Raw genomic sequence first — 18072 nt, forward strand, 5'->3', positions numbered from 1 at the left:
AGTTCGGGGAGGATGCCGGTGCAGACCAAGAAGATCATCAATGACGGCAACCGCGCCGTCGACGAAATGCTCGAAGGGATCCTGGCCGCGCATCCTCGCCATCTCAGGAGCGTGGACGGCAGCCCGCGCTCGATCATCGCCCGCGACGGGCCGCGGCCCGGCAAGGTCGGGCTGGTGATCGGCGGCGGCTCCGGCCATGAGCCGACCTTTCTCGGCTTTGTCGGCAAGGGGCTGGCGGACGCGGCGACCATCGGCAACGTCTTTGCCTCGCCGCCGCCCGATCCGATCCTCGAATGCGCCAAGGCGGTCAGCGGCGGTGCCGGTGTCTTGTTCATGTACGGCAACTATGCCGGCGACGTGATGAATTTCGACATGGCGGCCGAGATGGCAGCGATGGACGACATCGACGTGCGCACCGTGCTGACCACCGACGACGTCGCCTCGGCGCCGCGCGACCAGCGGCAGAAGCGCCGTGGCGTCGCCGGCAATTTCTTCATCTTCAAGGCGGCTGGTGCGGCCTGCGACCGGATGCTCTCACTGGACGAGGTCGAACGCATCGCGCGCAAGGCCAACGACCACACCTTCACCATGGGCGTGGCGCTGTCGCCCTGCTCGCTGCCGCAGACGAGGCGGCCGAATTTCGAGATCGGCGCGGACGAAATGGAGATCGGCATGGGCATCCATGGCGAGCCCGGCATCGCCCGCGGCAAGCTTGGCACCGCCGACGCGATCACCGACGAGATGCTGGACAAGATTTTCGCCGAGATGGCGCCGAAGCGCGGCGACAAGGTCGCGGTGCTGGTCAACTCGCTCGGCTCGACGCCGCTGATGGAGCTCTACATCATGAATCGGCGGGTCAAGCAGCGGCTCGACGACATCGGCGTTTCCATCCACGCGACCTGGGTCGGCAATTACTGCACGTCGCTGGAAATGGCCGGCGCCTCGGTGACGCTTTTCCATCTCGACGCGGAATTGCAGACCATGCTCGACCACCCCTGCGACTGCGCCATGTTCCGTGCCGGCTGACGAAAGAGCGTTCCCGTGACCATCGACACCGCTGACCTGAAAAGAATGTTCGATACGATCGCGGGAGCGGTCGAGGCCGACAAGGACCGGCTCTGCCAGCTCGACGGCGTCATTGGCGACGCCGACCATGGCATTGCCATGGCGCTCGGCTTCAATGCCGTGCGCGATGCGCTGGCCTCGCTCGACCTCGCGGCGACCGAGCCGACGGCGCTGCTCAACACGGCGGCGAAATCGTTCCTCAATGCCGTCGGCGCGTCCTCGGGCCCGCTCTACGCCACGGCCTTCATGCGCGCCGCCGCCGCCGTCAAGGGCAAGGCGACGCTGGCGGACGCGGACTTCACCGCCCTGTTCCAGGCCATGGCACAAGGCATCAAGGATCGCGGCAAGGCGGAACCGGGCGAAAAGACGATGGTCGATGCCTGGCAACCGGCGGCCGAAGCGGCCGCCGCGGCCAGTGTCGCCGGCAAGACCCTGGCCGAGAGCCTCGGGGCAGCCCTTGCCGCCGCCCAGTCTGGTGCGGAAGCGACCAAGGACATGATCGCCGCCAAGGGCCGCTCCTCGCGGCTCGGCGAGCGATCACTCGGGCACATGGACCCGGGCGCAGCATCGGCCGTCACAGTGATCGGCGCGATACGAGACAGTCTCGCTTAGCCCTTGGCCGCGTCTAGCCTGTTGATCGCCTGGACATTGCCGGCCGAGGGGCCTTGTTCGTCGAACTCGGAGGCGAGCCACGTATCGACGATCGCCTTGGCCAGTTCCGGGCCGATGACGCGGGCGCCCATGGTGATGATCTGCGCGTTGTTGGATTTCGCCGCGCGTTCGGCCGAATAGGTGTCATGGGTGAGCGCGGCGCGGATGCCCGGCACCTTGTTGGCCGAGATCGAGACGCCGATGCCCGTGCCGCAGAACAGGATGCCGCGATCGTTCTCGCCATCGATGATGGTCTGGGCGAGTTTCTGCGACAGGTCGGCATAGTAGCCGGCCTGGCTGAGATCGCTGACCGTCAGGCCGGATTTGGTGGCGAGATGCGCGGCGATGACATCGAGCAGCGGCTTGCCGGCGCTGTCGGCTCCAATGGCTATTTTCATGCTTCTGACCCTTTCGTGTTCGGATGATTCAGATCGCCGCCGAGGTGCGGCTGAGAATGTCGATGTAACCGTCCGCCTGCCAGGCGGAGCGGCCGATGAAGAGGCCGTCTATATTGGCCTGGCCAATCAGTTCGGCGGCATTGCCAGGATTGACGCTGCCGCCATAGAGCACCGGCGGCACCGACGGCAGAAGGCCGCCAGCCACCATCTTGATCAACGCCTGCTGTTTGTCGGCATAATCGGCGCTGGCCGGAACGCCCTTGTCGCCGATCGCCCAGACCGGCTCGTAGGCGAACAGGATTCTTGCGCCCCTCGCCTCGCCTTCGAGGAATTGCAGCGCGCCCTCGACCTGGGCACTCAGCACGGCATCGGCCTTGCCGCTTTCGCGCTCGGCCAGCGTCTCGCCGACACAGATCAACGGGATCAGACCGTGCTTCACGGCGGCCGCCGTCTTCAGACCAACCGTTCGATCGTTCTCGCCAAAATGCTCGCGCCGTTCGCTGTGGCCGAGTTCGACCAGATCGAGCCCGCAATCCCTCAGCATTGGCGGAGAGATTTCGCCGGTCCAGGCGCCGGCATCTGCCCAATGCATGTTCTGGGCACCGACCTTGACGCGCGTCGACGACAGCACCTGCTTGACCTCGCGCACCGCCGTGAAGGGCGGGATGACGAAGGGCTGGATGCGGTCATCGAAACCGGGAATGAAGCCGGCCAGGCGCTCCGCGAAATCCAGCGCCTCGGCGAGCGTCTTGTTCATCTTCCAGCTTGTACCGACCCAGTAGACCACGCGTACTGCTCCCTAACTTTGTTGACCACGGTCCGCCGATTTCAGGCATCATGATCCCTTGTCGACCACCGTCAGCGAAACGCCGGCGGCATCCAGCGCCGCGCGCACGCCCGGCTCGGGCGTGCGGCCGGTGAAGACCGTGTCGAATGCGCTGAGATCGGTGAGAAAATGCAGCGCCGTGCGGCCGAACTTGCCATGATCGACCAGCAGATATTTGCGGGTCGCCGCCGCCATCATCAGCCGCTTGGCCTGCACGACCTCCTGGTCCTGGTGGAAGGCGGAAGCGCCATGGATGGCCGAGGACGACAGGAAGGCGACGTCGGCGCGCAGCGATTTGAGCGAAGCCTCGGCCAGCAGGCCGAAGAAGCCGTGGAACTTCTTGCTGTATTGGCCGCCGAGCGCGATCAGGTTGATGCCACCGGCGCCGGCGAGCTCCTGGATGACGGCCAGATTGTTGGAGATCACCGTCAGCGGCCGCAGGTCGGCGAGATGGCGCGCGATACCGCCCGCCGTCGAGCCGTCGTCGATGATCACCGTCTGGCCGGGTTCGATCATGGCCACGGCGGCCGCGGCCAGACGCTGCTTTTCCTCCGTCGCCTGCTTCTGCCGGTAGCGAAAATCGCTTTCGAACAGGCTGCTCGGCTGGATCGAGGCGCCACCGCGCACCTTGCGCAGGAAACCGCTTTCCTCGAGATCGTCGAGGTCGCGGTGCACGGTCATCTTCGAGACGCCAAAGCGCAAGGCGAGGTCGTCGACGCCGGCCTGACCGGCGTCCATCAGAAACTCCATGATGCCTTGACGCCTGACGTCGCTCTTCATTGCCGCTGACCGCCAAACGCCGAAGCGTGGCTCCTTGATCCAACTTCTGAATGTAACAGCTTCTATCGCAAAAGTATCATAAATTTTGTGATAATGGGATAATTCTCTGGGATATTCCGTCGACCTCGATCGCAGCGCTGTAACAAGAATTGCGGCCGGGACGGTCTGTCACGGTTGCGGTTGCGCGGAAATCCGGCCAGAAGCATCGGTGGGCTGGACGATGCGCGGACAGTCCGCAACCACCAGGTTTGAAACCAGATACGGGAGACTATTCGTTGGCTCGCATCACACTGAGACAATTGCTCGATCACGCCGCCGAATACGGCTATGGCGTGCCGGCCTTCAACATGAACAACATGGAACAGGGCCTCGCCATCATGGAGGCGGCGGAAGAGACCAAATCGCCAGTCATCCTGCAGGCAAGCCGCGGTGCGCGCGCCTATGCCAATGACGTGGTGCTGGCCAAGCTGATCGACGCGCTGGTCGAGATCCACCCCGACATCCCGGTCTGCATGCATCTCGACCATGGCAACAACGAAGCCACCTGCGTCACCGCGATCCAGTACGGCTTCACCTCGGTGATGATGGACGGCTCGCTCAAGGAAGACGGCAAGTCGCCGGCCGACTACGCCTATAATTCCGGCATCACCAAGCGCGTCGTCGACATGGCGCATTGGGGCGGCGTGTCAGTCGAAGGCGAGATCGGCGTGCTCGGTTCGCTGGAGAGCGGCGGCGGCGAGCAGGAAGACGGCCACGGCGTCGAAGGCGCGATCAGCCACGACCAGCTTCTGACCGATCCGGAACAGGCGGTGCAGTTCGTCAAGGACACCCATGTCGACGCGCTTGCGGTGGCCATGGGCACCAGCCACGGCGCCTATAAATTCTCGCGCAAGCCCGACGGCGCGGTGCTGGCGATGAACGTCATCGAGGATATCCATCGCCGCCTGCCGAACATGCATCTGGTCATGCACGGCTCGTCCTCGGTGCCGGAGGAATTGCAGGAGATCATCAACAAATATGGCGGCCAGATGAAGCCGACCTGGGGCGTGCCGGTGGAAGAGATCCAGCGCGGCATCAAGCATGGCGTGCGCAAGATCAACATCGACACCGACAACCGCATGGCGCTGACCGGCGCGATCCGCAAGGTGCTGACCGAGAACCCCAGCGAGTTCGACCCGCGCAAATATCTGACGCCGGCCATGGCGGCGATGCGCAAGCTCTGCAAGGAGCGCTTCGAACAGTTCGGCACCGCTGGCAACGCGCCGAAGATCAAGCCGCTGCCGGTCTCGGAAATGGCCAAGCGCTACAAGTCGGGCAGCCTCGACCCGAAGTTCGGCTGAGTTCTGGCGACTTCAATCTGAAAAGTTCAACGGGCAGGAGCCGCATCGGCCCCTGCCCGTTTTTATCAGGCCTTTGGCAGAAGACCGGACCTGCCGGTCTCGATGAACGGCGCCCAGTAGTCGACGGACTCGCGGATCATCGCGACGACCTGATGGTCGACCGGTTCGCGCTCACGGAACGATAGCTCGAGGCAGATTTCGTTGTCTGTGCCGCCGCCGCGCCGCACCGTCTCCAGCAGCTTTTCCGGGGTGATGCGGCCGTCCTTGTTGTAGGCCGACGTGAACGGCCAGTGGCCGCCCTTGTTCATCGACGATTGCTTGATGTGGATGATCGGCGATTTCCTGGGAAAGGCCTCGGCCCAGGCATAGGGATCGATGTCAGCGGGATTGCTCGAGGTGACGTCGCCATGGTCGATGTCGACCATCATCTCCAGCGGAATGGCCATGCCGGCGGCGTCGATCGCGCCTTGCAGCAGCCGGCAGTTCTCGATTGTGTGGCCGAATTCGCGGCCGACCGACATCGGCTCCCAGAACAGGTAGGTCAGGCCGGCCGCCCTGGCGTGCTCTGCGACCTCGCGCCAGCAGTCCAGCGCGATATCGAACAGCCGCTCGCGGCGCTCGAGGTCGTCAAAGTCACGATGGGTGAAGATGGCGAATTGCGTGCCCATGCCGCCGGCGCCAAGCTGTGCCGCAATGTCGGCAAAGGTCTTGAACCAGTCGACATAGTAGCGGCGCACGTCGGCATCGGGGTGGCCGAAATGATTGAGCCGGCCATAGGGGCCGGTCATGCCGGAGGTGACACGCACGCCGGTGCGGGCGAGCGCGCCGCGAAACAGGCGGACGAATTTGACGATCGTCGCGGCGGGCCAGCCGGGATTGACGAACTCATGCGTGAGCTGCACGTCCCTTATGCCGATGTCGTAAGCAATCGTGTCGATGAGGTCGTCCGGATCGGCAAAGCGATTGACCAGCGGATTGGTGTTGAGGGAAAGCGTGAAAGCCAAGGCCGCTATCCCTCCCGTGACCACGGCTCGATGGAGCGGAATGCCGTCATTGCAGCGTCGCCCCCTCGCGGTTGAGCTGCTGCCGGTATTTCTCGGCGTCCCAGTTCAAGAGCTCGGCATTCTCATTCGGGCTGAGATAGTTGACGCGCGCCGTTCCATCGACGCGCGCGATGACATCAGCCAGGCAGCGCGCCATCGCTTCGGCGCCGGCATTGGCGTCCCGGCGCATCACCACGCCCTTGCCGGGAAAGAGAATGGACGTCGGTGTGGCTCCAGTGCGGGCAACGACCGCCGCCGCGTCCTCGCCGGGACCGGCGATCACCGAGCCGACGCCAAGGAAGATCACATGATCCGGGTAGAGGCTGCCAGAGGCGGCGATGCGGCAACTGGCGAGATCGGTCGCGACAGCATGCGCGGCCGCCGATGCCGGCAGCCGGTAATCGCTGCCGGCGGCCAGCCTCAGCAGCGCGTCGAGATCGGGTTCTGGAGCCGGGCGCGGCGGCCGCGCGAGCAGCCCGGTCACCCGTTGCAGCAGCAAGGCTGCTTCGCCGACCGTGTCGGCGGCGACCACCAGCCCGTGATTGCCAAGCACGAGCACATTGGTCGCGGGCCTCAGCCGCTCGGCGATCGCCTGCGCCAGCGGCAGGCCAGGCCGGCGATAGGGCACGAAGGCCCAGTCGAGGCCGCGCAGGCGCTCCTCCAGCAAGGCTTCGGCATTGGCCTGCACGGCGATCGAGATCGTCTCGACACAATGGACGTGGACCACGATCTTCTGCGGCAGCAGTGCGTGCACCGTCGTCTCGATGGAGGGCCGCAACTGGCGGGGGTTGAGGTCGGCCAACGTGAACTGCCCGGCCGTCTCGGCCGCCGGGCTGCGATGCGCCACGGCATCCAGCAACGGCGCCAGCGCGACCGGCACCATGATCTCGTCGTCGCGCGCATTCTTCAGCCAGGTGCCGGAGGCCTTTATCCACAGCACGCCGGCCTGCTTGATGGAGGTGTTGCCGCCGGCGCCCTGGACCAGCAGCGGATCGGCGCCGATGCTGGCGGACAAGGAACGCAGCATGCAGAATTCGCTGTGATGGTTGTCGCCCGAATGCGCCATCAGCCTGCCCTCGCCAGCCGGTTCGCGCACCAATGCTCGAAGGCCGCCCTCTCCTCGGCGGACAGATGCAGGCCATGCTTGGTGCGCCGCTCGAGAATGTCGGCCGATGTAACCGCCCATTCCCGGTCGAAGAGATAGCTGGCCTCGCGCTCGAAGAAATCCTTGCCGAAGCAGCGGCCGAGCTCATCAAGCGAACGGGCCCCACCAACCAAAGCCCGTGTCCTGGTGCCGTAGAGCCGGCCGTAGTGCTTCAGCAGGGATGCCGGCATCCAGGGATATTCGCCTGCGAGATCGCCGAGAAATTGCTCGAAATCGGCATTGGCGATGTCGCCGCCGGGCAGATGCGCCTTCGCGGTCCAGGGCTTGCCCATATGGGGAAAGAACGGCGCGATCCTGTCCAGCGCATGCTCGGCCAGCTTGCGGAAAGTGGTGATCTTGCCGCCGAAGACGGAGAGCAGCGGGGCCTGCGCGTCCGGCGCGTCGAGCTCGAAAATATAGTCGCGGGTCACAGCGCTTGGGTTGTCGGCATTGTCGTCATAGAGCGGCCTGACGCCGGAGAAGGAATAGACGACATCGCCGCGCGCCAAACCGTGCTTGAAATAGCGGTTCACCACCCTGATCAGGTAATCGATCTCGCTCTCATCCGCCGCCACGTCCTCGGGCCGGCCGTCATAAGGAATGTCGGTGGTGCCGATCAGCGCCAGATCGTTCTGATAGGGATTGATGAAGATCACGCGCTTGTCGCTGTTCTGGATGAGATAGGCTTGGCGCCCTTCCCAGAATTTCGGCACGACGATGTGGCTACCCTTGACCAGGCGCACATTGCGGCTGGAGTTCTGGCCGGCAACGCGGTTGACGATGTCGTTGACCCAGGGGCCGGCGGCATTGATCAGCGCCCGCGCCCGAACCACCGTCCTGATGCTCGTCCTGCCGTCCTGCATCTCGACAACCCACAGGCCGTTCTCGCGGCGGGCGGCGGTGCAGGCGGTGCGGGTGAAAACCCTTGCTCCCCGCTCGGCGGCGTCGAGCGCGTTGATGACGACGAGGCGGGCATCGTCGACCCAGCAGTCGGAGTATTCGAAGCCGCGCCGGAAGGCGTCCTTGATCGGCGCGCCCTCCGGCGCGGTGCGCAGGTCGAGCGTGCGTGTCGCCGGCAGCCGCTTGCGTCCGCCGAGATGGTCGTAGAGGAACAGGCCGAGCCGCACCAGCCAGGCCGGCCGGTCGTCCGGGCTGTGCGGCAGCACGAAGCGCATCGGCCAGATGATGTGGGGTGCTGATTCCAACAGCACCTCGCGTTCGATCAGCGCCTCGCGCACCAGGCGGAATTCGTAATATTCGAGGTAGCGCAAGCCGCCATGGACGAGCTTGCCGGAGCGAGAGCTGGTGCCTTCGGCGAGATCGTCCTTTTCGCACAGGATCACGGAAAGGCCGCGGCCCGCCGCGTCGCGCGCGATGCCGGCGCCATTGACGCCGCCGCCTATGACGAAGAGGTCGACGATTTCAAGGCCGCCGTTCATCTCGCCATGGCCTCGATGCCGGTTTGATGCGTCATGGCGACCACCTCAGCACGGATTGACCGGAGGGAGGCCGGCGAGGTAGCGGCGCACCTCTTCGGCGGCCTGTTCGGCCGCATAGGTGACGGTGCGCACCGAAGCGCCGGCGATGTGCGGCGTCAGCGTCACGTTGGGAAGCAGCAGCAAGGGCCAGTCCGACGGCACCGGCTCGATCGCGAACGTCTCCAGCATGGCGCTGGCGATCTGGCCTGAAACCAGCGCCTCGTAAAGAGCGTCATAGTCGACCAGTGGCCCGCGCGCCGTGTTGATGAGAATGACGCCCGGTTTCATCCGCGCGATGGTGTCCTTGCCGATCAGGCCGCGCGTCTCCTCGGTCACCCGGGGATGCAGCGTGACGACGTCGGAGCGGACGAGGAGATTGTCCAGCGAGACGAGTTCGACGCCGGCATTGCGGTCCTCGGCGCTCAACTGCACATAGGGGTCGCAAACGAGGACGCGGCAGCCGAAGGCGCGCAGCAGGCGCACCACCTTCGTGCCGATATTGCCATAGCCGATAACGCCGACGGTCATTTCACTGAGCTCGCGGCCGGTGCGGTCGGCACGGTAGAGGTCGCCGCGCCATTCGCCCTTGCGCAAGGCCTCGTGGCCGACACGGATCAGCCGCGTCTCGGCCAGGATGGCGCCGATGGTGAATTCGGCGACGGCGGTGGCGTTGCGGCCGGGCACGTTGACCACGGTGATGCCGTGCGCCCTGGCGGCGGGCATATCGATGTTGATCGGGCCGCCACGCGAAACCGCGACCAGCTTGAGATCAGGCAGGCGCCGCATCATGGCCTCCGACAGGGGCGCCAACTGGGTGACAAGGATTTCGGCGTCGCCGATGAAATCGACGACTTCGTCGGGATGGCCGAAATACTCCTTGACCTTGTCGAGCCCCAACGCCGGATTGCCGAATTCCATCGGCTCGTCGGGCCATGCCGTCTGCAATGTCCTGATGTCGAAGTCGCCAGTGGCAACCTTCTCGATTTCGGCGCGGAACACCTGCGGGAGCATGAAGTTGTCGCCAATGATCGCTATTTTCCTACCCATACTCAACTTCTCAACTTGCCTGCGATGCCGCCATTGCGCGCCAGACCGGCCGCAGCGCCTGGTGTGCCAGCATGTAGGACGGGGTCATCTTGTCGTATATCGCGGCGAGGCTGCGGTCGCTCGGCTCGGCCTCGCCGAGCAACGGCGTCACCCATTCGCCGACGCATTCGTCCATTGATTTGTAAAGGCCGACGCTGACCGCGGCGATCATCGCCGCGCCCGCCGCGCCTGCCTCCTCGCGCGCGCTGGTGCGAATGTCAGCACCCAGCGCCGCACCCAGGATCTTGCGCAGCGCCGGGCTTCTGGCGGCGCCGCCGGTCAGGCGGACTTCGCGCGGCAACGGTCCCATCGCCGCGTAGCAATCGCGCGCGGCGAACGCCAGGCCCTCGAAGACGGCGCGGACAAGGTCAGCATAGCCGTGCCGCGAGGAAATGCCGACGAAGCCGGCCCTGGCATTGGCATCGACGAACGGCCCCCGCTCACCCGCTTCCGACACATAGGGCTGATAGAGCAGCGAGGCGGGCTGCGCGGCCGCGATCCAGGCATCGACCAGCGCGATCATCTCGCCATTGCTGCGTGTGATGCCTTGCGAGGCGAGGATACCTGACGCGAGCCCCAGCACCCAGTCGATGTTGAGCGTCGCCGCCATGTTGGACTGCATCTGCGCGAACACGCCGGGCGCCGGCATGGCCATCGTATAACCGGTCGCCGCTTCGTTGAGCTGCACGTCGTCGGGAGTCTCAGCGAGCCGCATGTGCATCCCGGTGGAGCCGATGATCGAGCAGCCGGGCTTGCGCTGGCGATCGAGCAGGCCGGCGCCGAGCGCGGTGCAGACGACGTCGACATAACCGAGTACGACCGGCGTGCCGGCCAGCATGCCGGTGGCGTCGGCCGCCGCCTGCGACAGACCGGTGCTGTGTCTGGTGCCGTCGACGATCGGCGGCAGCAAGTGCCGGAGATCGGTGACGCCGAGCACGTCGAGCACCTCGTCGCTATAGTCGCGGGTGTGGAAATCGCCGAAGGTGAAGGTGCCCTCGGACGGATCGGTGGCGCGTTCACCGGTGAGCTTGAAATAGAGCCAGTCCTTGCAGTGGAAGGCGGTTGCCGCCTTGCCGAGCATTGCGGGCATGGCGCGCTTCATGAAGACGAATTGCGAACCCTGCTGGCAGGCGGCGAGGCCGCTGCCGGTCTTTTCGAAGCGGAGCCGGTCCTCGGGCCGCGCACGGATCTCCTCGACGACGCCGGCCGCGCGCGCGTCGAGCCAGAGCCAGCCCTTGGCCACCGGCTCACCCTTGGCGTCGATCAGCCAGGTGCCGTCTCCTTGCCCGGTGACCGCGATCGCCACCGTCCGGCTGGCGAGATCGGGCACCTTGTCGGCAAGCTGGCGCAGGGTCGTGGCGGCATCGCTCCATGTGCGCGCCAGATCCTGTTCGGCGCCGCCGCCCGGCAGCGTCTCATAATGGTTCGGGAGAGCCGCGGCGGCAATCTGCCGGCCCTTTATGTCGAAGGCGATGGATTTGATGACGGAGGTTCCGGCATCGATGCCGATCAGTATGTCACGCATCAGGCGAGCTCCATGCCGTGCGAGATCGCCTTGCCGCTGGCCTGGTCGAAGACATGCAGGTTTTTCGGATCGATGCTGACATTGATCGGCGCACCGAGATCGAGGCGGGTGCGGTCATGTTCGACCAGGACCAGCGAACCGCCGGCGAAGTCCGCAGCGATATGGGTCTGGTCGCCGAGCCATTGGTTGGCCGAAACCCTGGCGGGAACACCCTCCTTCGATCGCCGGACCGCATAGGGCCTGATACCGATGACGACCCGCTCGCGGCTGAGCAGTTGGTCACGAACCGGCGCGCTGAAGGCGCCCTTGTCGTAATCAAGCGACAGGCCGTCGGGCAGCTTGAGATTGATGCGGCCTGCGTTCGCGCCGACATAGGCCTCGAAGACATTCATCGGCGGCTCGCCGACGAAGGTGCCGGTGAACAGGTTCGCCGGGCGCTCCTTGATCCGGTCCGGCGTGTCGAACTGCTGCAGCACGCCGCCTTCCATCACCGCGATGCGGTCCGCAAGCGCGTTGGCCTCGGTCTGGTCGTGGGTGACCAGGATCGCGGTCAGGCCGCGCTCCTTGATGAAATGCTTGATGCGGCCGCGCAGCACGGCGCGCAGCTGCGGTTCGAGCTGCCCCATCGGCTCGTCCAGCAGATGCAAATCGGCCTCGCGGATCAGCGCCCGGCCAAGGCTGGCGCGCTGCTGCTGGCCGCCCGAGATGGAGCTGGGATAACGCTCCAATATATCTTCGATCTCGAGCAACTTGGCGATGCTGGCGACCTTGGCGTCGACCTCGCTCTTCGGCAGCCTTGCCGCCTTGAGCGCGAAGGCCATGTTCTCACGCACGGTCAGCGGCGGGTAAAGCGAATAGCCCTCGAAGGCCATCGCCACATTGCGCCTGACCGGCGGCAGCGTGTGAACCTGGCGGCCGCCGACCGAGATAGCGCCGCGCGAGACCTCTTCGAAACCAGCAATCATGCGCAGCGTCGAGGTCTTGCCGCAGCCGGACGAACCAAGCAGGGCGACGATCTCGCCCTTGGTGATTTCCATGGTCAGGTTCTTGACCGCGTGGACGCCGCGATCGATCGGGCCATAGAACTTGTCGACACCGGATATGGTGAGTGCGCTTTGGCTCATGCCGCTTCTCCATTGCGCAAGGCGACGACGTTCTTCGAACCGATGCGGTCGCCGCTGGCGTGATCGAACAGCAAGGCGCTCTTGCCGTCGACGGCGATATGGGCCTTGCCCTCGCTGCGGCCCGGTGTTCCGGCCGGGCGCGAGACCAGGATTTCGCGGCCGCGCACGGTGCGCACCAGCGTGACGATCTTTTCGTTGAGCGGCGTTTCGGCCTCGACCGTCACCGGAATGGCGCCGGGCACGCCTTCCTCGACGAAGCTCAACGCTTCGGGCCGCAGGCCGATCACGCAATCGCGGCCGACGGCCGTCTCATGGGCACCGGCGAGATGGACCTGGACATTCGACAGGCCGACATAAATCCCCCTGCTATCCCGCGCAGGCTTGACGTCGAGCAGGTTGATGGTGGGGTCGCCGAACAGCCTTGCGATCTCGATATTGGCCGGCTCGCGATAGATCTGCTCTGGCGTGCCGAGCTGTCTTATGACGCCTTGCGACATGACGGCGATGCGATCGCCGAGCGCCATAGCTTCCTTGTAGTCCTGGGTGACGTAGACGACGGTGGCGCCGCGATCGGCGAGCAGACGCGGCAGTTCGAGCCGCATCTCGAAGCGCAGCTTGGCGTCGACATTGCGCAAGGGATCGTCGAGCAGCAGAAGCGGCGGCGAGCCGACCAGCGCGCGCGCAAGTGCTGTACGCTGCTTCTGGCCGTTGGAGAGCGCGCGCGGCTTGTGCGAGAGCACATGGGCGATCTTCAGCAGCTTGGCGACGCTCTCTACGCCGGCCTTGATCGCGCCCGGCGAGGAACGCTTGGCCTCCAGCGGCGTGGCGATATTGTCGAAGGCGGTCATATGCGGAAACAGCGCGAAATTCTGGAAGGCCATGCCGACGCCACGGAACTCCGCATCGACATCGGTCATGTCGTCGCCGCCGATGAAGATCTTGCCTTCATCCGGATCGATGACGCCGGCGACCAGCCTGAGCAGCACCGTCTTGCCGGCGCCGGACGGACCGAACAGAACGAGGGTTTCGCCATCGGCGACCGTCAAGGACAGATTGTCGAGGACGGTCTGGCTCTTGTAGCGCTTGACGATGTTTTTGAGTTCGAGGCTGGCCATGTCTATCCTTTCACCGCGCCAAGCGAGAGGCCTTCGACGAGATAGCGCTGCGCATAGAGGGCGAGCGCCAGCGTCGGCGTGATCGAGAGCACGATGGCCGCCGAGATCTGGCCGTACTGGATGCCCGAGGAGGTAATGAAGGCGAGCGCGCCGACCGTCACCGGCTGCTTGTCGGCCGAGGCCAGCACCAGGGCGAAAACGAAATTGTTCCAGGCGAAGATGAAGGCGAGCAGGCCGGCGGCGGCGATGCCGGGGCCGGCGAGCGGCAGCGCGATCTTGCGGAAGGTCGCGAACCAGGAATGGCCGCCAATGCGGTAGGCATATTCGATGTCGGCCGGGATATCCTCGAAATAGCCGCGCACGATCCACAGGATCAGCGGCAGGCAGATCAGCTGGTAGACCCAGATCAGGCCGATATAGGTGTTGGCGAGCCCGAGCTTCTGGAAATAGAGGGTGAGCGGCAGCAGCACCAGCAGCGCCGGCGCGAACTTGAAGGACAGCAGCGTGAAGGCGATGTCCTCGGAGCCGCGGAATTTGTGCCGCGCGAAGGCATAGGCCGCCGGGACGCCGAGCAGCAGCGAGACCGCCACCGAAGTCACCGACAGGAACACCGAATTCCCGAGATTGCGCATGAAGGCGATGTCGAGCGTGCCGGCGGCGGTCATCAGCTTGCCGGTGATCAGCGCCGTGTAGTTGGCAAGCGTCGGCTCGAAGATCAGCTGCGGCGGAATGCGCAGGATGGTCTCATTGGTCTGGAACGACATCATGAAGATCCAGACGATCGGGAACATGAAGAAGATCACGACCAGCGTCAGGGCTGCGCCGCGCAGGATGCGTTCGAGCAAGGATGTGTGTTCCATCCCGGCCTCCTATGCCTGGCCACGGGCGCGTTCGCGCAGCCTGAGCCAGTTCTTGATGAAGATGTTGGAGAGAAAATAGGTGATCGCCCACAGGATGATCATCAGCGCCGCCGAGCGGCCGACATTGGTCGACTGGAAGAAGTTGAGATAGGCCTCGACCTGGAAGACGGTCAGCGTATCGCCCGGCCCGCCTTGGGTCATCGCATAGATGATGTCGAACTGCTGGATGGAATCCAGCAGGCGGAACAAAGTCGCCGTCAGGATGTAGGGCGTCAGCATCGGCAGCGTGATGCGGAAGAAGACGAAGCTTCGCGGCACGCCATCGAGTGCGGCCGCCTCGAAGGGCTGCGTCGGCAGGCTGCGCAGTCCGGCGAGCAGCAAGATCATGATGAAGGGCGTGTAGACCCAGATGTCGACGAGCACGACGGTGAACAGCGCCGTCGAGGGCGACGACGCCCAGCGGAAATCCTGGAGCCCGATCAGGCTGGCAAGATAGCTCAGCACGCCGAAGCCGGGATTGGTCATCAGTTTCCACATGAGCGCCGCAAGCGCGGGCGCCGTCATCAACGGCATCAACAGCATGATCGAGATGAAATTGTTCAGCGTCGAGCGCTTCTGCAGCAGCAAGGCGATGGCGAGGCCGAGAAGCAGTTCCAGCACGACGGTGGTGCCGGCATAAAGCAGCGACACCTTGAGCGTATTCCAGAATTTCGGGTCGGTGAAGAAGGAGATGTAGTTGTCGCCCCAGTTGAACTGCCGCGCCCAGGGTTGGCTCAGCCGGTAGCGCTGGAAGGAATAGACGACCGAGGTCAGGAACGGGATCAGGATGCCGATGCAGACGAGCAAGGCCGGCAGGCTGAGCACATAGGGCAGCACCCTCTTGCTGATCCTGAAGCCGGATGGCTTGGGCCTTTGCGATACCACCGCAGTCATCGAGTTGCTCCGTTGTCGCTGTCGCTTCGCCCTGCCGGCCGCCCAAGGGAGCAAGGCGACCGGTCGGGCGAAATAGCGGTCGCCTTCCGGCACCCGCATCGCAAACGTGAAAGGTGTGACGAGGGCCGGCCCGCCAGGCAGGCCGGCCCCGTTGCGACTTAACCGAGACCGGCTTCCTTGAGCTGTCCGTTGATGCTCTCGGCAAGCTTGTCGAGGCCTTCGTCGACCGGCACTTCCTTGGCCACCATCTTCTGCAGCGTCGCCGCCCATTCGGTGGTGAGGTCGAAGAACAGCGGCTGCGCCGTGAACTTGATCGAGGCGCCGGGCGCCGAGGCGTCGAACATCTCGACATAACCGGGATAGCTCTTGTTCAGCTTTTCGCGGAACATCTCGTCCTTCCAGACCGACTGGCGGACCGGATTGACGAAGTCCATCTTGGTCGCACCGAACAGCCCATGCTCCGGCCCGGAGGCCCATTGCATGAAGTACCAGGTGGCGTCCTTGTCCTTGGAGAAATTGGACATCGCCAGCGACCAGATCCAGATGTTGGGTGTCGCCGCCTTGGCAGCGGGGTTGGCCTTGAAGCTCGCGAAGGCGAGCTTGCCGGCCATCTTGTTGTCGCCGCCATTCATGAAGTAGCCGAGGATATCGGCGTCGAAGATCATCGCCGAGGCGCCGGCGCCGAGATCGGTACCAACCTGATACCAGGTATAGGTCGACCAGTCCTTGGGGCCGCTCTCCTGGATCATCTGCACCCACTGCTTGTGGAAGGCCTTGGATTCGGCGGTGTTCATGGCGGCCGACAATTTACCGTCGGCCGACACGTTGAGGTCCTTCTGGTCGAAATTGGCGTAGGCCGACAGGAAGCCGGGATGGATCGTCGCCCAGGAGCGCGAGCCACGCACGCCAATGCCGTAGACGCCGCCACCGACATCCTTGGTGAGCTTGGCCGCGGCAGCAACCATCTCATCCATGTTGCCAGGAATGGTGACGCCGGCCTTGTCGAACATCGCCTTGTTGTAGGTGATGTTGTTCTGTTCGAAGCCCCACGGAATGCACCACTGCTTGGCATCTTCCGAACCCAGCGCGCCGCCCGGCTTGCCATTCCAGGCACAGGAATTCTTCACGCCCGGCAGGAAGTCGTCCCAGGCATAGTTCGGGTTGGTCTTGGCCGGATCCTTGATCCATTCGTTGAGGTCGGTGATCCAGCCGGCGGGACCATAGGTCCAGGTCATGTAGGCGCCGGTCATGAACGCGTCGTATTCTGGCGAGCTTGCCGAAAGGGCCGCCGTGACCTTGTCGAAATAGACGTCTTCCGGGAACACGTCATAGACGACATTCATGCCCGTCAGCTTCTTGAAGTTTTCCAGATCGGCGATCATCGCATCGGCATAGGGATGCTTGTTGAGCAGGAGCTTGATGGTCTTGCCCTTGTGCGCCTGCCAGTCGAAGTCCGCGGCGAGCGCGCGGGTCTGCCCCAGATTGAGCAGCGTGCCGGCTGTGCCGGCGGCAAGGCCCATGGCACCGAGGCCCTTGATCAGCCCGCGACGGTCAACTTGTCCGCGCAGGAAGGCGTCAATGAGGTCTTTCTCTTTCTCATGCATTTCGTCTTCTCCTCCACAGGGTAGTTTCAACTAAAACGTTGCCGGCTACCCGACCGGCGTCTCTTCCACGAGCGATCGCGCCGTCCGCTCGTCTGTTATCAGGCCCTTGAGATAGCGGCCCTCCAGCACCGACTTGATGGCGCGAACCTTGATCTTGCCGCCGGCGACGGCGACGATCCGGCGGCTGGCAATGTCCTCACGCGTCAAGGCCAGCGCCCGGTCGGAAACGGTCGTCGCCACCGCCTTGCCGGCCTCGTCGAAGAAATGGCCGAGCAATTCGCCGACGCCTCCGTTGCGGCGGATCTCCTCCATCTCGCCCTTTTCGATCATGCCGGTGGCAACCAGCGACGCCTCGCGTTCGGCGGTGCCGATACCGGCAAACAACAGGTCTGCGGAGCGCGCGAGATCGAAAACCTCGCTGATGCCCTTCTGGCCGAGCAGGACGGTGCGGTCCTCCGCCGTGTTGGCGAACATCGGCACCGGCATGACATAGGCTTCGGCGCCGGTGCGTTCGGCGAGCCGGTGAATGACATCGTGCGGGTTGGCCGAGAATTTGCGCGTCAGGCCGCCAAGCAGCGAGACGAAGCGGATCTTGTCGGTCGAGGTGCGCGGCAGATATTCGACGCAAGCGGCAAGCGTGCGGCCATGGCCGACACCGATCAGCGCCTCCTCGCCGCGCTCGATCTCGCGCTTGAGGAACTGCGCGCCGGCAATGCCGAGCGCCTTGAGCGGCAGATCCTCGGAATCGAAGTCCGGAACCACCTCGCAATAGTCGAGGCCATAGCGGCGGGACAGTTCGTCCTCGAGCTCGACGCATTCGGAGACTTCGCCGTCGATATAGACCTTCACCAGCCCTTCCTGATTGGCCTTGGTGATGAGGCGGTGGGCCTTGAGGCTGGTCAGCCCCAGCCGCTTGGCGACCTCGGACTGGGTCAGGCCGCCGGCATAATGAAGCCAGGCGGCACGCGTCGCCATGCTGGTTTCGTCGTCGCGCAGGAGACCGTTGCCGAACCCTACCATTTCCACCCTTTGATATTTTTATCAGTTACTGCAAAATTTTTCACAACGAGCGATCGGAGTCAAGCAACCCCTGTGCAAAT

Annotated in this window: 17 protein-coding genes; 3 read left to right on the forward strand and 14 right to left on the reverse strand. The window is 64.4% G+C overall.

Features of this window, described 5'->3' with window-relative positions:
• Positions 1-12: 12 nt before the first annotated feature.
• Positions 13-1026 carry a dihydroxyacetone kinase subunit DhaK gene (locus AC1DPX_RS15545; RefSeq protein ID WP_477237844.1) on the forward strand — a complete coding sequence of 338 codons (1014 nt, stop codon included), beginning with the start codon at positions 13-15 and terminating at the stop codon, positions 1024-1026.
• Positions 1027-1041: 15 nt separating this feature from the next.
• Positions 1042-1677 (forward strand): dihydroxyacetone kinase subunit DhaL, encoded by a 636-nt coding sequence (dhaL, locus tag AC1DPX_RS15550; protein ID WP_477237845.1) that lies wholly within the window; start codon positions 1042-1044, stop codon positions 1675-1677.
• On the opposite strand, the gene derI is transcribed toward dhaL, so the two are convergent.
• The 3 genes from derI to AC1DPX_RS15565 are packed head-to-tail and all read right to left on the reverse strand — an operon-like array spanning position 1674 to position 3720.
• Positions 1674-2114 carry a D-erythrulose-4-phosphate isomerase gene (gene derI / locus AC1DPX_RS15555; protein ID WP_202355450.1) on the reverse strand — a complete coding sequence of 147 codons (441 nt, stop codon included), beginning with the start codon at positions 2112-2114 and terminating at the stop codon, positions 1674-1676. The genes dhaL and derI overlap by 4 nt on opposite strands.
• Positions 2115-2142: 28 nt before the next feature.
• Entirely contained in the window at positions 2143-2901 is a 759-nt protein-coding gene (locus AC1DPX_RS15560) for a triose-phosphate isomerase (RefSeq protein ID WP_477237847.1), read from the reverse strand.
• A gap of 48 nt (positions 2902-2949) precedes the next feature.
• Entirely contained in the window at positions 2950-3720 is a 771-nt protein-coding gene (locus tag AC1DPX_RS15565) for a DeoR/GlpR family DNA-binding transcription regulator (RefSeq protein WP_202355452.1), read from the reverse strand.
• 275 nt (positions 3721-3995) lie between these two features.
• Here AC1DPX_RS15565 and fba point away from each other — a divergent pair, with 275 nt between their 5' ends.
• Entirely contained in the window at positions 3996-5060 is a 1065-nt protein-coding gene (gene fba / locus AC1DPX_RS15570) for a class II fructose-bisphosphate aldolase (RefSeq protein ID WP_477237849.1), read from the forward strand.
• Positions 5061-5125: 65 nt separating this feature from the next.
• Here the strand turns inward: fba and AC1DPX_RS15575 are convergent, their stop codons facing one another.
• The 11 genes from AC1DPX_RS15575 to AC1DPX_RS15625 all read right to left on the reverse strand — a co-directional run bounded on the left by AC1DPX_RS15575 (position 5126) and on the right by AC1DPX_RS15625 (position 17992).
• Positions 5126-6064 carry a sugar phosphate isomerase/epimerase family protein gene (locus AC1DPX_RS15575; protein WP_477237851.1) on the reverse strand — a complete coding sequence of 313 codons (939 nt, stop codon included), beginning with the start codon at positions 6062-6064 and terminating at the stop codon, positions 5126-5128.
• Positions 6065-6110: 46 nt separating this feature from the next.
• Entirely contained in the window at positions 6111-7199 is a 1089-nt protein-coding gene (locus AC1DPX_RS15580) for a class II aldolase/adducin family protein (RefSeq protein ID WP_477237853.1), read from the reverse strand.
• A complete protein-coding gene (locus AC1DPX_RS15585) occupies positions 7169-8686 on the reverse strand; it encodes a glycerol-3-phosphate dehydrogenase (RefSeq protein WP_477237855.1) in 1518 nt (505 codons plus the stop codon). Before AC1DPX_RS15585 ends, AC1DPX_RS15580 begins: the two co-directional genes overlap by 31 nt.
• Before the next feature lie 45 nt (positions 8687-8731).
• Complete coding sequence (locus tag AC1DPX_RS15590; protein ID WP_477237857.1) at positions 8732-9772, reverse strand: 2-hydroxyacid dehydrogenase; 1041 nt, start codon at positions 9770-9772, stop codon at positions 8732-8734.
• 10 nt (positions 9773-9782) lie between these two features.
• Positions 9783-11336 carry an FGGY family carbohydrate kinase gene (locus tag AC1DPX_RS15595; RefSeq protein WP_477237859.1) on the reverse strand — a complete coding sequence of 518 codons (1554 nt, stop codon included), beginning with the start codon at positions 11334-11336 and terminating at the stop codon, positions 9783-9785.
• Positions 11336-12460 carry an ABC transporter ATP-binding protein gene (locus AC1DPX_RS15600; RefSeq protein WP_477237861.1) on the reverse strand — a complete coding sequence of 375 codons (1125 nt, stop codon included), beginning with the start codon at positions 12458-12460 and terminating at the stop codon, positions 11336-11338. The genes AC1DPX_RS15595 and AC1DPX_RS15600 overlap by 1 nt, the downstream gene beginning before the upstream one ends.
• Positions 12457-13575, reverse strand: a complete 1119-nt coding sequence (locus AC1DPX_RS15605) for an ABC transporter ATP-binding protein (RefSeq protein ID WP_202355459.1) — start codon at positions 13573-13575, stop codon at positions 12457-12459. The genes AC1DPX_RS15600 and AC1DPX_RS15605 overlap by 4 nt, the downstream gene beginning before the upstream one ends.
• A gap of 2 nt (positions 13576-13577) precedes the next feature.
• Positions 13578-14435: a carbohydrate ABC transporter permease gene (locus tag AC1DPX_RS15610; protein WP_477237863.1), complete on the reverse strand. Its 858-nt coding sequence runs from the start codon at positions 14433-14435 to the stop codon at positions 13578-13580.
• A 9-nt stretch (positions 14436-14444) separates the two neighbouring features.
• Positions 14445-15368 carry a carbohydrate ABC transporter permease gene (locus AC1DPX_RS15615; protein ID WP_023777019.1) on the reverse strand — a complete coding sequence of 308 codons (924 nt, stop codon included), beginning with the start codon at positions 15366-15368 and terminating at the stop codon, positions 14445-14447.
• A 158-nt stretch (positions 15369-15526) separates the two neighbouring features.
• A complete protein-coding gene (locus AC1DPX_RS15620) occupies positions 15527-16972 on the reverse strand; it encodes an ABC transporter substrate-binding protein (RefSeq protein ID WP_096455654.1) in 1446 nt (481 codons plus the stop codon).
• Between the two features lie 45 nt (positions 16973-17017).
• Positions 17018-17992 (reverse strand): sugar-binding transcriptional regulator, encoded by a 975-nt coding sequence (locus AC1DPX_RS15625; protein WP_095198847.1) that lies wholly within the window; start codon positions 17990-17992, stop codon positions 17018-17020.
• Between the last annotated feature and the right edge of the window lie 80 nt (positions 17993-18072).

Source organism: Mesorhizobium sp. 01N446 (assembly GCF_056399285.1).

Bases quoted from the DNA above. Each gene is read 5' to 3' on its own strand.
- AC1DPX_RS15625 (WP_095198847.1), bottom strand. From the start codon at position 17,992: ATGGTAGGGTTCGGCAACGGTCTCCTGCGCGACGACGAAACCAGCATG.
- AC1DPX_RS15545 (WP_477237844.1), top strand. From the start codon at position 13: ATGCCGGTGCAGACCAAGAAGATCATCAATGACGGCAACCGCGCCGTC.
- AC1DPX_RS15600 (WP_477237861.1), bottom strand. From the start codon at position 12,460: ATGAGCCAAAGCGCACTCACCATATCCGGTGTCGACAAGTTCTATGGC.
- AC1DPX_RS15610 (WP_477237863.1), bottom strand. From the start codon at position 14,435: ATGGAACACACATCCTTGCTCGAACGCATCCTGCGCGGCGCAGCCCTG.
- AC1DPX_RS15595 (WP_477237859.1), bottom strand. From the start codon at position 11,336: ATGCGTGACATACTGATCGGCATCGATGCCGGAACCTCCGTCATCAAA.
- AC1DPX_RS15615 (WP_023777019.1), bottom strand. From the start codon at position 15,368: ATGACTGCGGTGGTATCGCAAAGGCCCAAGCCATCCGGCTTCAGGATC.
- AC1DPX_RS15565 (WP_202355452.1), bottom strand. From the start codon at position 3,720: ATGAAGAGCGACGTCAGGCGTCAAGGCATCATGGAGTTTCTGATGGAC.
- AC1DPX_RS15620 (WP_096455654.1), bottom strand. From the start codon at position 16,972: ATGCATGAGAAAGAGAAAGACCTCATTGACGCCTTCCTGCGCGGACAA.
- derI (WP_202355450.1), bottom strand. From the start codon at position 2,114: ATGAAAATAGCCATTGGAGCCGACAGCGCCGGCAAGCCGCTGCTCGAT.
- AC1DPX_RS15605 (WP_202355459.1), bottom strand. From the start codon at position 13,575: ATGGCCAGCCTCGAACTCAAAAACATCGTCAAGCGCTACAAGAGCCAG.
- AC1DPX_RS15585 (WP_477237855.1), bottom strand. From the start codon at position 8,686: ATGAACGGCGGCCTTGAAATCGTCGACCTCTTCGTCATAGGCGGCGGC.
- AC1DPX_RS15590 (WP_477237857.1), bottom strand. From the start codon at position 9,772: ATGGGTAGGAAAATAGCGATCATTGGCGACAACTTCATGCTCCCGCAG.